At 63.0% G+C, this 13874-nt stretch carries 16 protein-coding genes, 2 tRNA genes and 1 pseudogene; 12 read left to right on the top strand and 7 right to left on the bottom strand.

Annotated features, from left to right (window positions below):
* Positions 1-279: IS3 family transposase (locus K340_RS0109890; protein ID WP_029136593.1), on the top strand; the 279-nt coding region annotated here is incomplete at its 5' end.
* Between the two features lie 8 nt (positions 280-287).
* Here the strand turns inward: K340_RS0109890 and K340_RS28915 are convergent.
* Complete coding sequence (locus tag K340_RS28915) at positions 288-1883, bottom strand: AAA family ATPase (RefSeq protein ID WP_211229360.1); 1596 nt, start codon at positions 1881-1883, stop codon at positions 288-290.
* A 315-nt stretch (positions 1884-2198) separates the two neighbouring features.
* On the opposite strand from K340_RS28915, the pseudogene K340_RS37490 reads away from it, so the two are divergent.
* Positions 2199-2937, top strand: a pseudogene (locus tag K340_RS37490) (DUF5131 family protein).
* A gap of 228 nt (positions 2938-3165) precedes the next feature.
* Here K340_RS37490 and K340_RS35060 read toward each other — a convergent pair.
* Both K340_RS35060 and K340_RS34105 read right to left on the bottom strand, forming a co-directional pair.
* Positions 3166-4773, bottom strand: a complete 1608-nt coding sequence (locus tag K340_RS35060; RefSeq protein ID WP_084614243.1) for a translation initiation factor IF-2 N-terminal domain-containing protein — start codon at positions 4771-4773, stop codon at positions 3166-3168.
* Between the two features lie 163 nt (positions 4774-4936).
* The gene (locus K340_RS34105) at positions 4937-5695 is read right to left on the bottom strand and encodes a GntR family transcriptional regulator (RefSeq protein ID WP_051265710.1); all 759 of its coding nucleotides are present in this window, start codon (positions 5693-5695) and stop codon (positions 4937-4939) included.
* A gap of 120 nt (positions 5696-5815) precedes the next feature.
* Here K340_RS34105 and K340_RS28930 point away from each other — a divergent pair, with 120 nt between their 5' ends.
* The 8 genes from K340_RS28930 to K340_RS0109940 all read left to right on the top strand — a co-directional run bounded on the left by K340_RS28930 (position 5816) and on the right by K340_RS0109940 (position 11402).
* Positions 5816-6160, top strand: coding sequence for a hypothetical protein (locus K340_RS28930; RefSeq protein ID WP_154674170.1), 345 nt, complete (start codon positions 5816-5818; stop codon positions 6158-6160).
* The gene (locus tag K340_RS28935; RefSeq protein WP_051265714.1) at positions 6160-7503 is read left to right on the top strand and encodes an FtsK/SpoIIIE domain-containing protein; all 1344 of its coding nucleotides are present in this window, start codon (positions 6160-6162) and stop codon (positions 7501-7503) included. The genes K340_RS28930 and K340_RS28935 overlap by 1 nt, the downstream gene beginning before the upstream one ends.
* 26 nt (positions 7504-7529) lie before the next feature.
* A complete protein-coding gene (locus K340_RS0109925) occupies positions 7530-8879 on the top strand; it encodes a replication initiator (protein ID WP_154674171.1) in 1350 nt (449 codons plus the stop codon).
* 31 nt (positions 8880-8910) lie between these two features.
* Positions 8911-9108, top strand: coding sequence for a helix-turn-helix domain-containing protein (locus tag K340_RS0109930; protein WP_029136595.1), 198 nt, complete (start codon positions 8911-8913; stop codon positions 9106-9108).
* Positions 9101-9415: a hypothetical protein gene (locus tag K340_RS36605; RefSeq protein ID WP_211229362.1), complete on the top strand. Its 315-nt coding sequence runs from the start codon at positions 9101-9103 to the stop codon at positions 9413-9415. The genes K340_RS0109930 and K340_RS36605 overlap by 8 nt, the downstream gene beginning before the upstream one ends.
* A 17-nt stretch (positions 9416-9432) precedes the next feature.
* Positions 9433-10254 carry a tyrosine-type recombinase/integrase gene (locus K340_RS28940; RefSeq protein WP_211229363.1) on the top strand — a complete coding sequence of 274 codons (822 nt, stop codon included), beginning with the start codon at positions 9433-9435 and terminating at the stop codon, positions 10252-10254.
* A complete protein-coding gene (locus tag K340_RS35065; RefSeq protein ID WP_084614244.1) occupies positions 10251-10910 on the top strand; it encodes an endonuclease domain-containing protein in 660 nt (219 codons plus the stop codon). Before K340_RS28940 ends, K340_RS35065 begins: the two co-directional genes overlap by 4 nt.
* A 150-nt stretch (positions 10911-11060) precedes the next feature.
* Positions 11061-11402 (top strand): hypothetical protein, encoded by a 342-nt coding sequence (locus K340_RS0109940; RefSeq protein WP_029136596.1) that lies wholly within the window; start codon positions 11061-11063, stop codon positions 11400-11402.
* Between the two features lie 149 nt (positions 11403-11551).
* Here K340_RS0109940 and K340_RS36610 read toward each other — a convergent pair whose 3' ends face one another.
* A complete protein-coding gene (locus tag K340_RS36610) occupies positions 11552-11770 on the bottom strand; it encodes a metallophosphoesterase family protein (RefSeq protein ID WP_051265718.1) in 219 nt (72 codons plus the stop codon).
* A gap of 175 nt (positions 11771-11945) precedes the next feature.
* Between K340_RS36610 and K340_RS36615 the strand changes: the two genes are divergently transcribed.
* Together K340_RS36615 and K340_RS35070 are read left to right on the top strand one after the other, a co-directional pair.
* Positions 11946-12326: a hypothetical protein gene (locus K340_RS36615; protein WP_211229364.1), complete on the top strand. Its 381-nt coding sequence runs from the start codon at positions 11946-11948 to the stop codon at positions 12324-12326.
* 52 nt (positions 12327-12378) lie between these two features.
* A complete protein-coding gene (locus K340_RS35070; RefSeq protein ID WP_029136597.1) occupies positions 12379-13062 on the top strand; it encodes a PIN domain-containing protein in 684 nt (227 codons plus the stop codon).
* Positions 13063-13351: 289 nt separating this feature from the next.
* Here K340_RS35070 and K340_RS0109955 read toward each other — a convergent pair.
* The 3 genes from K340_RS0109955 to K340_RS0109965 all read right to left on the bottom strand — a co-directional run bounded on the left by K340_RS0109955 (position 13352) and on the right by K340_RS0109965 (position 13785).
* Positions 13352-13424: transfer RNA gene (locus tag K340_RS0109955), tRNA-Ala, on the bottom strand.
* 59 nt (positions 13425-13483) lie between these two features.
* On the bottom strand, positions 13484-13654 hold the full coding sequence (locus K340_RS35805; RefSeq protein WP_154674172.1) for a DLW-39 family protein: 171 nt from the start codon (positions 13652-13654) through the stop codon (positions 13484-13486).
* Positions 13655-13708: 54 nt separating this feature from the next.
* Positions 13709-13785, bottom strand: a tRNA-Ile gene (locus tag K340_RS0109965).
* Between the last annotated feature and the right edge of the window lie 89 nt (positions 13786-13874).

Raw genomic sequence — 13874 nt, forward strand, 5'->3', positions numbered from 1 at the left:
CGATCCAAGAAATACGTCCGGACCCTGGCCAACAACGGCCTGCTCGGCTCGATGGGCAGGGTGGGGGCATGTGCCGACAACTCGGCCATGGAGAGCTTCTTCGCGCTACTGCAGCGCAACGTCCTGGACCGCCAGCGGTGGCGCACCCGCCAGGAGCTGCGCCTGGCGATCGTGACCTGGATCGAGCGGACCTACCACCGCAAACGCCGGCAACGCCGCCTCGGGAAGCTGACCCCGATCGAGTTTGAGACAATCAACAGAGCCGCACCCGCGGCCTGACGAACCGGTCAACCAGACCCTGGGCAAACCCTAACGAGACCGGGTTCGATGTCTGTTGCCTGCTCCTCTGCCGATCCTGAGTCGTGAAGGCGCGCCTCGAGTGCGTCCATCTCTTGGTACTCCGAGGTCGCCCGAAGGTCCTCCAGGTGCTGAAGTCGACCGCGGACGTCCTGCAGTTCGCCCCGAATGCGATCGGCCTTCTCAGTCTCAGCTCGTAGTTGACGAAGGGTATTTCGCTCACTCTTGAACCGAAGCTGAAGGGCCTCGTACTCCTCATCCCACTCGCCGCGCCGAATCGACGGCATATCATCGAGGATCGTCAAGAAGCTCTGCGGCCTGGAGGCGAGCTCGTAGATCTGCTTCTGGCTAAACACGCGAACGGGCGCACGGTCGAGGACGCGGCCCGACTGCGTCTCCCATTGGCTCCCGTCCCAGAGTTCGATCGTCGATCGCTCTGGATCTGAACCTGACCACGTGACTCTGAGGAGTCTGTGGTCCTTCGTGTACTTGATGACGATACGGGTGTCTGCCTCCCACCATTGCTCCTCCCCAGTGGCTGTCGGGTTGAATCGCCGTAAGTCCTCGGCGACGCCTGCCGGCAACTCGTCTGTGCGACCCAGAGCCATACGCAGCAGTTCAATGACGGTCGACTTGCCCACGCCGCGCCCGCCGATCAGGCAGTTCATCCACGGTCCGAATCGGTACGTCTCGACTGCGCCTCGATGGTTCACCATCAGCGAATTGATGTGGCCGTGGTCGATCTCATTCGGATCGATGTAGCCCCTGTGGCAGCGTCTGATGGACTCCGCCGGATCTGTGAGGGCCAGTCGCAGACCTTTCAGATCGAGCGTCTCGGCCTTTACGAGCGTGAGATGTGTGCCGGGTGCCTTCGCCAACGCCGGCTCAGGATGCGACTCGGTGGTGAGGTGGTGCGCATCGGAACCCAAAAGAGGGACCCAGTTCCAACGGTCAGCGGTCTTGATTTCGCTGTCGTCGATCACTTCCACGGCATGTATGTGCTCGTGGTCGCGAAGAGCCTGGAGCTCACGCTGGCCAATACTGAACACGCCCGCCCGTTGATCGGCATGGGCGGGAACGAAAAGCCCGCCTCGCTCCGCAACGATCTTGGCTGCCGTGCTCACCGTCACGTTGGCGGTCTCATCGCTGCGCCCACGAGCGCCACGGAACTCGCATAGCGTCAGCGTCTCTTGGACGACCTCGGCCGAGCACTGAGGGTCGAAGATTGCCAGGACGTGTATTCCGCCGGTCACCGTGAGCTCGACTCCCGGAAAGATCACGAGCATCGGAAGCGAAGGATCCTCTTCGCGCAGTTGAGCTAGGGCCGCTCGTGCCGGCTCGATGCCTTCGTACGTGTTGTGATCCGCGATGACAATACCGTCGACGCCAGAGTCGATATAGGCACGGATCCACTCTTTGTGGGTGGGCTTAGGGTCATTGTTTTGCGTGCCGTCAAGGCCGCCGTAGTCAAAAGACGTCGGTGAGTGCGCGTGAATATCCAAGCTCCACCAGCGCGCGCCGACGCCGCGATCCGCCAGTAACGGCGCGTCTCCACTGGCAGCTCGTCCGTTTTGAGAAGTGTCCACACCGTCATGCTGGCACAGCGCACCCATTCATGGCGATGGCACTGCCAGACACGATCGCCACCGCGTCCCGTACGAACGGCCGGTCCGTCATACGACAGGTGATTCCTTCGAGCCGGGACGCCCCGCGCCCGCCCCGTTCGCGATCGAGTGAAGGCAACGCCTGTCGGTGCCGGATGTCACGATCGTCAGCGTCGCTCGCGACGACCGACTGTGACCCAGGAGCCTATTGGTTTGTGATGGTTCTGACCGGCGACACGGACGGAGTCCATAGGCTCACGGATGGAAGAGGTGAAATCGTAGGCCACGAGCAGCGCGATCGAGTGGACACAGGTCACATGGAACCCCGTCGCGGGATGCGATCGGGTCGCAGCCAGCTGCGACAACTGCTACGCACTAGCTCTGGCGAAGCGACTCAAGGCCATGGGCGCGGAGAAGTACCCGAACGATGGGGACCCCAGGACCTCCGCACCGGGTTTCGGGGTCACGATTCATCCGCGTGCGCTGGAGCAGCCTCTGCGATGGCGCGCACCCAAGGTTGTGTTCGTCAACTCGATGAGCGACCTGTTCCACGCCAGGGTGCCGCTCGGCTTCATCCGCGACATCTTCAAACGTTATCCGCGAGACGTCGCACCACACTTACCAGGTGCTCACGAAGCGCGCCCACCGGCGGCCAGGATCGCCGAAAACTCGAGTGGCCTGAGAACCTCTGGATGGGTGTCTCGGTGGAGTCGTCTGAAGTCACCGACAGGATCGACCACCTCCGGACCGTCCCGGCGGCGGCGACGAGATTCCTGTCCTGCGAGCCACTTTTCACGGCCTTGCCCGGCCTCGAGCTCGACGGCATCGACTGGGTGATCGCCGGTGGCGAGTCCGGGCCGCGGGCCCGTCCGATGGACGCGGCCTGGGTAGAGGACATCCGCGACCGTGCGTCGAAGCCGACGTGGCCTTCTTCTTCAAGCAGTGGGGCGGCCGAACCCCGAAGACCAACGGTCGGCAGCTGGACGGCCGCACCTGGAACGACATACCGCAATTGGCCGCATCGTTGGGCCACTAGGGCTTAGGGAACTCGGCGGAATACGAGGTCGCGGGGCTTCTTGCCTTCGTCACGTGCTCGAGCTCACCTGACTTCACCAGCGTGCGCAAGCGTCGTCACTTCATCGAAGACACCTGGGTACGACCGGCGACATCCCACTGAGCCTGTGCACGGGTGGTCCAGGACCGGCTATGCGATATTCTGCGATTCCGCATTCAGGGCGGCTGGCTTGTTTGGCCTTGCACAGAGCTAGGCCTTCGGAGGTCTGCGGATCGCCGGTGGATTCTCCTTGCCCATCCTTAACTCGACAGAGCGGTTTACAAGCGTCTCTACAGTTGGATTCATCCCACGAAACTCGAAGGCCCTCATGAAGCCGACTATTCCAAATCCTTCTACGAGCTTCCCCACCACTTCGTCCGAAAAACTCGCGCCGACCATGGCCACTCCCTCGAAGTCGAGGACCAGTCTGTGTGCCCCCAAGGTCCGCACATTCAGGATGTAGTTCCGAAGTTCAGAGGCGGCGCGTCGTGATCCCGTACCACCCTCGTGGTCAGCGATTTTGATGACATGTTCTCCACTGTCATTTTCAAAGTTCTCCAGGTCGGTGAATATGACTGGTGCGGTGCCGCCTAATGCGTCGTGGAGATTTACAGGATTCCGAAAATCTAACTGCCAATCAACAAATAGGCCAGCGCGATCCTTAAAGATCGGAACACTGTCAAGTTCTCGACCATCTGGGCGATTTCCAGTGCGAAGATATGCGCGTCCACTCGTAAGCTCGAGTCGTCCACCATTGTCGCGGACCATTTCCGAAAGCAAGAAAAGGCCTTGGCCACGCTTGTCCCCGGTACTCGTTACACCGGATTGCACAGCGATCGTTAGCGCGTCAAAGTGTGACTTTGGCCGATACCGGGAAGTTGATTTCATGAAGGATTCTCTTACTCCAATGCCCATGTCTGCTACAGCAAGAGCCAGTCGCTTACCTTGGCCTGTCACTGTCGCCATCAGGAAACCACATTCAGCTTCGCTATGCTGAAACACATTGTCAAGGACCTCGTACAGGCATAGATTCAGCGACTCTTGTACCCCAGCGGCGACCTCCGCTGAACGCCGAACTAGTCCAACGATCTCGTCCGCCAGAGCAGATGCCTGGGACTCAGAGAAGTACGCCCAGACCGTGTTCTCGATGCGGTGTGAGGAGAGCGTAGCCCGATCCGCTTCGAGCGGGTTACGCACTCGGGCGGCCTCGAGTACCGGCGTCGCACCACGGAATACAGTGTCGACCCCCTGTGCCTTAATCGCTTGAACTACCGCCGCCAGCGGCGCACAAGCATTTGGCCAGAAGTTGCCCACCTGGGATAGGTCGATCAAGATCGGGCGTTTAGAGATTTCTGCCTGGCGCGCGGCCGCTACGAGCGGGCGAATATCACTCGCCTTCGCCAGATTGTCGGGAGCATACAGAAGGTGATCGGGTGTGCGAGCAGGCTGAGATTGGCGATCGCCTGAGAGTTTCACGGTTGTTCGGACTGGATGATGACTCGATGCCTCCTCAGTCAGACTACTGCCCCCAACAACCGCGGGGCGCTGGACGGCCGGCAGATCGTCTGGTTGATCTTGGCTGCCCGCTGTCTGCTGGCTGCTGTCTCGGCTTTTGGCATCCGGCTCTCCGGTGTCGCCGGTGTCTCCCGAGAAGTCGCTGCCTTCTGCAGGTTGAAGTTTGCTTGCTACCTTTTGAGCCAGCGCTGCGTCCACTCGCGAGCTCTTGGCCTTCGGATAGGATCCGTGCCTGGCAAGTTCGCGAAGTACCTCATTGGCAGGAAGTCCCAACCGCTTAGCCAGCTCGCTGACTGTTGTCACGATCGCACACTCCCGATGTCAACGTGCACGACACGAAATGCGAGCGCGGTCTGGCCACTCGTGGCTGGGAACGACCTGCCCCATCTAACCAGCCAGAGCCGGAGGCCGGAGCGCCAGCGGAGGCCGAAGGTGCGGGCTGGCCTTGAATGAGTAGAGAAAGTCCTCACGAGCCGGCCGATCGATCGTTGTCTGCTGGATTGGCTACATCCCAGAGAGCGAAGAACACCTCATGGGGACCGCTGCGGTGGTCCTGGTCATCGCTGGATGCCGGTCGCTGAAGGTAGAAATCGCGGCTGAAGCCCGTCTCTGACGGATCGCCGAACGAGACATACTCGTCACCGCGGATAACGTAGAGCTCGAACATTGGCGTTCGGTCCGTGTGGCGCTCGACAACCGAAGGACGGATCGACGACGAAGGATCTTGTTCGGCGGCCAGAACCAGCTGTCGAAAGTCCTCGATCCCGGCTGGGATGGGCGCGACCTGGCCGGAGTCTGGTCCCCTCGGGATCGGCACGAGGATGCGAGCGTCTAGATATACCTGGTCGTTCGGAGTCTCCGCCTTGACCTTTGAGCGGACTTTCATCGCCTCGACGAGTTGGATCGGGTTCGTCCCGAGGTAGTTGATCTCGGCCTCGGTGTCGTCCAACGCACGCACGAGGGCAGCCTCAAGGCTCGACACTGCTTTCGTCACGTCCCGGACGAACACGCCGCTCCCCTGGCGTGATGCCACAAGGCCCTCGACCTTGAGTTCCTTGACCGCGTTTTGAACGGTCTGCCGCGCGACCTTGAACTGCTTGGCCAGCTCGCTGCCCGATGGCAGCTGAGCTCCTGGCGGATATCGGCCGGCGAGGATCTCCTCTCGCAAAACGGCCGCGAGCTGCTGAAACGGCGGCCGCGGATCGTCCAGATCCAGTTGCTTCATCTCGCCATCGTAGCTGTAGTCGCCTAGCCAACCTAGATAGGTCCTTGCGCGATCTCGGCAACTGTCCTAGCCTGGCTAGGCAACCTAGTCACATCGACTTGGGCAGAAATGGAGAAGGCAATGCGATTCAAGATCGACACAAACGGGGTCACGCTCATCGTCGGCGGCGTAGAAACCGTCACCGACCGGGAGACCAACGCACCCGTCCTGGACCGAGAGAGCGGCAAGCCGCTGTTCACCGTGCATCTGATGGCAGTCGAAGCCGGTGAGAAGCCGGATCAGCTCTCGATCCGGATTCCGGGACAGCCGGCCGGCGTTGGCCTGGGATCTCAGGTCCGCGTTCACGACCTGGTGGCTCGGACCTGGGAGATGGGCGATCGGCACGGCCTGTCGTTCCGAGCACGGGTCATCGAACCGGTCGGCCCGGACAGCAGCCGGCGCGCTCCGGAAGCCAGGGCAGCGTGATGGCCAGCAAGGTCCTTCGGCGCATGTGGGGCATCGTCAAGATCGTCACCAGGCTGGCCCTGCTGCTCGCGCTCCTGGTCGGCGTCGCGTGGCTCGGCATGAGGAGCGATTGGCACCTGGTCTACATGGTTCCGGTCGCGGTCGCCACAGTCTTGCCGGCCTGGCGGCTCGGGCATCCGCGCTCCTTCCGGAAGGCTGTCGCTCTCCCCTACCGACGGCGCCAGCGTCGTCGTTGGTACAGCAAACGGTTCGTGAGCGTCATGAAGGACTGCGGCCTCCTGCGACGACGTCAAGGGGCCTCGTATGTCGCGTCACTCGGTCGCGTCGAACTCGGCCAGTACTCCGACCGACTGCTTCTCGGAATGGTGTCCGGTCAGGCACTCGTCGACTACGAAAAGGCCAGCGACCGCATCGCGGCTGCGTACGGAGTCCGGAGTTGCCGAGTGATTGCGGCAGGACCCAGCAGCCTTTGGCTTGAACTCGGACACGGTGATGCTTTGGCGACGCCGGTCTGGCCACTGCCGGTCCCCGCGAACCCAGACCTGAGGAACATCGCGATCGGAAGACGCGAAGATGGTGGCCTGTGGACCCTGCCGGTACTCGGCACCCACTGCTTCGTCGCGGGCGCCACCGGAGCGGGCAAGGGCTCGGTGATCTGGTCGCTGCTGCGAGGGCTGGCGAGTTCGATCTGGGCCGGCAGCACACAGGTATGGGCCATCGATCCGAAAGGAGGGATGGAACTTGGCTTCGGTCGGCCACTATTCACTCGCTTCACGGGTGAGAGCGCCGAAGCAATGTGTGAACTGCTGGAGGACGCGGTCGCTGTGATGGACCGCCGGTGCAAGTCCCTCGCCGGGAAGACACGCCTGCATTCGCCGACGCCTGACGAGCCGATGATCCTGGTCCTGATCGACGAGCTCGCCTCGCTCACGGCCTACGTCACGGATCGGAAGCTTCGGGAGCGCGCCTCGGCAGCGATCTCGGCTCTGCTCACCAAGGGACGCGCTGCGGCCATCGTGGTGGTGGCTGCAGCTCAAGACCCCCGCAAGGAGGTCGTCAGCTTCCGGTCGCTGTTCCCGACGAAGATCGCGATGCGGTTGGACACCGGGATGCAGGTCGACATGGTGCTCGGTGACGGGTTGCACGCCATGGGTGCGCATTGCGACCGCATCCCACCCTCGTTGGCCGGTGTCGCTTTCGTCAGCGTTGAAGGAATTCGCGAACCGATGCGAGTGCGGGCCTCCTGGATCGACGACGACGAGATCATCGCCATGGGTGAGCACTACCGCGCTCCACTCGTCCCTGACTTCGATGCGGCCCAAATCTCAGAGGACGCGGCATGAACGGGTCCGCAGCGGTGGTGGTTCCGGTGGCCGATCACATCGCTGCCTCCGGGACCATCGGTACCGATCACGCTCGGGAGATGGTGCGGCGGATGGTGTCGACGGACTTCGGCCGATGGTCGGAAATGGTGCGGCGCGCCGGCTATTGCCGTTCGCCCATCCGGGTGCATGGGTCCGTCACCATTTCGGACACGGGGCGCTTGGTCTACACCAGCGAGGACGAACCGGATCGGACATTGCTGATCCGCTGCGGCAATCGGCGGGCGACAGCTTGCCCCTCGTGCTCCGCCGAGTACAAGGGCGACGTCTGGCATCTGCTGAAAGCGGGCGCAACCGGCGGGATGAAGGGAGTACCCACGTCAGTAGCGCAGCATCCGAAGTGGTTCGTCACCCTGACCGGCCCGAGCTTCGGCGCCGTACACGGGGACGCATGCGGCAGCCGTCGGTCGAGAAGTGCTTGCCCTCATGGGGTCTCGCGCTGCGACAGGCAGCACTCGACTGACGATGTTGTGCTTGGCGACCCAATCTGCTCCGACTGCTACGACTACTCGGCAGCCATTGCCTTCAACTGGATGGCGCCGGAACTGTGGCGGCGATACACCATCACGGCGCGGCGAGAGTTGGCCAACGAACTACGGATCACTGAGGCTGAAATGCGCAAGCTCGTGCGACTCTCCTACGCCAAGGTCGCCGAGTTCCAGCGCCGCGGGGTCGTGCATTTCCACGCGATCGTCCGGCTCGACGGTGCCGGTGATCCCTACGAGGCACCGAAGCCCATCCCGGAGTCCCTTATTGCGGACGCACTTCGACGTGCAGCACTTGAGGTTGCAGTCGAGCTTCAACTCGGGACGGACCGCCGGGTACACCTCACCTTCGGGCGCCAGGTCGACGTACGCAGCGTCCAGGCTGCCATCGATGGCGACGCATTGACACCGGAGACGGTCGCCGCCTATATCGCGAAGTACGCGACCAAGGCATCGGAAGACTTCGGGCTCGACTCGACAATCCGGACGTCGGCCGCCGCGAGATACGCGGGTCTGCGCGACCACGTCATTCGAATGATCATTGCGGCCGAGAGCCTTTCCGGCACTGAGGGTTTCGGCGGCATCGGCCGATGGCTGCACATGCTCGGATTCCGGGGGCACTTCACCACGAAGTCGCGCCGGTTCTCCACGACCTTGACGGCGCCACGCCAGGCTCGTCGGACCTGGCGCGAAGCTAGCGATCCGGCCGATAGAAGTTCGTGCCCCGAGGTCGACCGCGATTGGAAGTTCGCCGGACTCGGCTACCTCAACCACGGTGACCGACTGCTTGCCGAGTCCGCCCGAGTCGAGGCGATCGAAGCCCGCTGGCTGTCCCGTCTCGACGCCGCCTGAATTTGAACCTGGACCCAAGAAAGGAAAGATCATGACGACCACGATCACCGATACTGCAAGGCTTCTGCTCAACACCCACGAGGTGTCTCAGCAGCTTGGCATTTCGCGCACGAAGGTCTACGAGCTGATGGCATCCGGCCGGCTGCGCTCGGTCCAGATCGGCCGGTCCCGACGGGTGCCCACCTTCGCGCTCCACGAGTTCATCGAGGAGCTGAGCCGCGATGAGTAGACGAGGCAGACGAGCTCAGGGTGAGGGCTCGGTATTCCGACGCGGAGATGGACTGTGGGTCGCCGCCATTGACCTGGGCTGGATCGACGGCAAGCGCCGCCGGAAGACCGTGTACGCCAAGACTGAACGCGAGGTGCTGAGGAAGCGCGATGCGCTCCGGACACAGGCGGCCCGAGGCGTTGACCTCAGCGCAGCACCGCGCACCGTCAGCGAATGGCTGATCGAATGGATGCGAGACACGAAGGGAGTCGACGGCACCTCGCCGGCAACCCTGGCCAGATACGACCAAGTCATCCGGTGCATCTGACGCCCGCACTAGGCTCAGTGAAGCTCGCCGCACTGACTCCACGACATGTTCAGCAGTTGGTCGCTGGACTCCGCGCCAAGGTGTCGGCCGCCACGGTGATCAAGGTGCATGGCGTGCTGCGCAATGCCCTCGGAGACGCCGAACGAATGGACCTGGTGCCCCGCAACGTGGCAAAGGCTGTTCGTCCGGCATCACTGCCCCGCACCGAACGGCGGGCATTGACCCCGGATGAAGCCGGTCGACTGCTGCGCTCACTCAACGGCGACCGACTCGAGGCGGTGTTCGTGGTCGCCATCGGTACGGGCCTGCGGCGCGGGGAGATCCTCGGTTTGCGTTGGAGCGACGTCGATCTCGATACTCGTAGCCTGTTCGTGCGTCAAGCTGTGCAGCGCTCCGGTGGTGAACTCCGGTTCGTTGCGCCGAAAACACATCGATCAACCCGCCCCGTGCCACTACCTAGGTTCGTCGTGACAGCGCTGCAGAATCATCGAGCACGACAAGCTGCCGAGCGACTGGTAGCCGGCCCCCTCTGGCATGACGCAGACCTGGTCTTCACGACCCAGATCGGGACGCCACTTGAGCCCCGCAACATCAACCGCCGGTTCGATGTGGCGCGGAAGGACGCCGACCTGACCTGGCTCCGGCTGCACGACCTGCGGCACGCCTTCGCGACCTTCCTGCTCGACCAGGGCGAGGAGCTGCGCACCGTGATGGACCTGTTGGGGCACTCCACGATCCGACTGACGGCGGATACCTATGGACACGTCTTGCCGAGCCGAGCAGCTCATGCTGCCGATCTACTCGATGGCGTGCTCTCCCGGTCTCAGGAGTCAGGATGACGGTCGTCGTTCCGTGTGCGGATGCGCCTGGGCCGACCATCGTGTCTCCGACGATCCCACTTCCCGCTCCGACGGCACAGCTCGGCAGCGATGGCCGCTGGCACCTGACGGGGAATGTTCGTGACGACTTCATCTGCGCGGCTCCCGATCTGGAAGTTCATCGACACACCCAGCGCTGCCCCTGGACGACGGACGGTCATAGGTACCAGATCGGTGGATGGCAGGGCGACGTGGACTGGTGGTGGGGTGAGAGATTCGTTGTCGACTGGGAATTCGAACTGGTCGGCGAACCCGTTCTCGCGGAAGCGATCCCGCGACGACAGCGATGCAACGTGTCCGGTCGATACGCGTGGCCGGTCTTCTATGACCCGGGCTCGGCTTTCGGTCGAATCCGGATTGCGTTGATCGAAGATCTCGGACCGTGGTGCCACTTGTGTGGGCGGCAGCAAGACCATCTCGTCGTGGACCACGACCACACCACAGGACTGGTGCGCGGCCTGCTGTGCATCGGCTGCAACGCGTGGGTGGACCGTTGTGAGCATGACGGACCGGGATGCGCGTTCGTCCAGTACCGTGGCCAGCCGCCGGCGGAACACCTTGGTTTGACCTACCCGTCCTGGCGGAGTCGTCAACCAAACTCCCGCCGTCGACGGTGAGCAGATCGGCGCCGGTGTCGGCGGCCTGTGGCACAGTGGCCCTCGTGACCACCCACGCGCTCCGACAGATGCCCGGCCCGCCGCGGTAGGCATCGCCGATATCCGGCGATCCGCGGCGGGAATCCCCGAGGCGTCTCCTTGGAGTCAGCCGTGCCGCACAACTGGTTCACGTCCTTCTATCGCGACTGGGGTCTGTCCTGTCGCGACGGTGAGTTCACACTCCACGTCATCGATTACGTTCGCTGGCGCTACCTCTTCGCTCAAGCTGTCGAACGCACGCTCGCCGCGGTCGGCCACCCCTGTTGCTTCATGGGCATTGGTAGCTTTCCGCCGGTCGGACGAGCTTGCCACAAAGCCCTCACCTGGGGCATCCAGTTCGACGTGATCGGCCAACGAGTCGTGGTCGTCATCCCTGTCACCATCGAAGGGGCCCGCAAGATCAGCCCGGAATTCGTCGAAGAGCAACTGTCGCTCGCACTCGACGAAGACTGACCTGTCGGGCTCGCGTCCCTCGATCCGGCGCACCATGGGCCTGGTGTTCCGGCAGACCTGCTACGCCGCCCTACGTTTGCCCGTATTCGTAGCGTCGGACCCTACGAATCACTCGATCCGTAGCAATTCGTAGGGCGTTCCCAGCATCGTCAGACCGACGTCGGCACCTCCGGATCCGAATCGGGTGCCTCGCGTTCGGACCTGTTGAGCTGCCCGACCATCAGTTTGGCCACGGCACCGACTTCCACCGGCCCGAGATCCCAGGCATCGAGACCGACGTGGATCTCCCGCGAGCTGGTCACCTTCTCCGAAGAATGGGTGTGCCCGTGAAGCAGCCAATTGCCCTCATCGCGCAGGCGGTACTCCATGTAGCGCGCCCGCTTCGTGGTCCGCGCGGTATGGAAAGTGCGAGAGCAGCACGTTCTGGGCGCTGTTCTGTCCTGCCGGAACAGACAGACCGATCTTCCGACGTCCGAACGCCTGCACCGACTCGAACACCTCCAAGTACCGGCGCTGCCAGCGATGTGCGTCGCGGTGCATCGGATGCACTGGATCATGATTGCCGGCGATCAACTGCTTGGTCCCGGGCAGCTCCGCGATCTTGCCCAGTACGTCGTCGATCCCTCGCGGGCTGGAGGTCACCGCAAGGTCACCGAGCACCCAGACCACATCGTCGGCGGTGACCAGGGAACGCCATCGTTCGGCAACGACTACATCATGTTCTGCGGGATCAGCGAAACCGCGCAGCCCGGAGACCAGCCGATGCCCGAGGTGCAGGTCAGCGGTGAAGTAGGTTTTGCCCATTTCGTGATGACCCCCAAGTCTCGGACGATCGAGGCCCAAGGGCTACGTTCGTCTGGTCGCATGATCGCCTGCCTGGCGGGTTTGCGTCTACGCAATATTCGTGCCAGACTTGGGGCATAGTTCCCCACCGTCCCCCGGGACTGGTGGGGCTTTTTCGTCCAAAGGGGGACGCATGGGTGCCAGCGATGCTCTCAGAACTGCCGTCATCATGGACTACCAAAATGTGCACCTGACTGGACACGGATTATTCTCGAGCGCAAAATTCCGCCCGCGCCACGAGTGTCTGATCGACCCGCTCCTGTTCGCCAACTGTCTGTTGGATCAGCGTAACCAGCGCCAACGCCCAGGCTTTCCGCCGGCCACCCTCTCCCGAGTCCTGGTCTACCGGGGCCAACCTTCGTCTGAGCATGACCCGGACGGATACGCCCGGAACCAAGCCCAGAAGGCGCAGTGGGAACGCGACCCCCGTGTGCGCGTCACCTTGCGTCCGCTCAAGTATCTGTACAGCCGAGATCAGTCCGGCCGGCATGCGACAGACACCAACGGACAAAAGATCGTCGTCGGCCCACCCCGCGAGAAGGGCGTGGACGTGCTGTGTGCTCTCGCCTGCGTCCGGGAGGCACAGGCAGAGGACATCGACCTGGTGATCCTTGCGTCTTCCGACTCAGACCTAGCGCCGGCGCTGGACGAGGTTCGGCACCTTGGAACGGCGAAAATAGAGACCTGCTGCTGGTACGACCGTGCCGCAAGGGTCGGATACCAACTCCATCCGACCGATCGCAGCCGGCCCATGTGGAATACCCAGCTGGACGAGACGACGTTCAAACGAACATGGGACATGACGACCTACTCGTGACCAAGCCGTCGAGTTCCTACCGACCCGGCGAAGCCCGATGACAACCTAACCGAGCGCCGACGCTCGCGGCGATCCGCCTGGTTGGCTACAAGTTGGCTACATTTGGCGCGATCGATTGGCAACAGACCAGCATTACGGTCAGCGTTCCCGCAGGTCAGACGCTGTGGAGACGAGGAGAATCGAATCCCCACCTCGCTGCGCTCGGCGTGGGCCCACCTTCGCGGTTCGATCCGTTCCATGAACGGAAGGAACGCCGGACGATACTGCTGTCCGGCGTTCCTTCCGTTTGTGGAGACGAGCGGAATCGAACCGCCAACCCCCGCCTTGCAAAGGCGGTGCTCTGCCAATTGAGCTACGTCCCCGGACGGAGCCTGGCGACTCCGGTACGGCTGCGGGCCGGGAGCCCGCGGTGCTGCGAGTGTTACTTGGCGACGCCGTCGGATGTGGCCGGCGCAGCCGGTGTGGTCGGTGCAGTACGGCCGGTGGCCTCGTCCCAGAGTTTGGCCTCGGCGGCGGCGGTCTTCTTGCGCTTGTTGACCACGGCGTAGGCGCCCCCGGCGAGTGTGCCCAGAACCAGCAACTTCTTGATCATCCGTCAGCCCTTCGTCGACCGAGCCGGACGACGCCGGTGCCATCCGGAACACGGTGGTGGGCCTGGGAGGACTTGAACCTCCGACCTCTTCCTTATCAGGGAAGCGCTCTAACCGCCTGAGCTACAGGCCCGCACAGAACACCGCGGTACCGACGGTCAGCCGTCAGCACCGCGACACCCAAGGTTACCGCACGCTCCGGGCACGCCCAAACCGATAGGG

Origin of the sequence: Nakamurella lactea DSM 19367 (assembly GCF_000426645.1) — a bacterium.
GTDB lineage: Bacteria > Actinomycetota > Actinomycetes > Mycobacteriales > Nakamurellaceae > Nakamurella > Nakamurella lactea.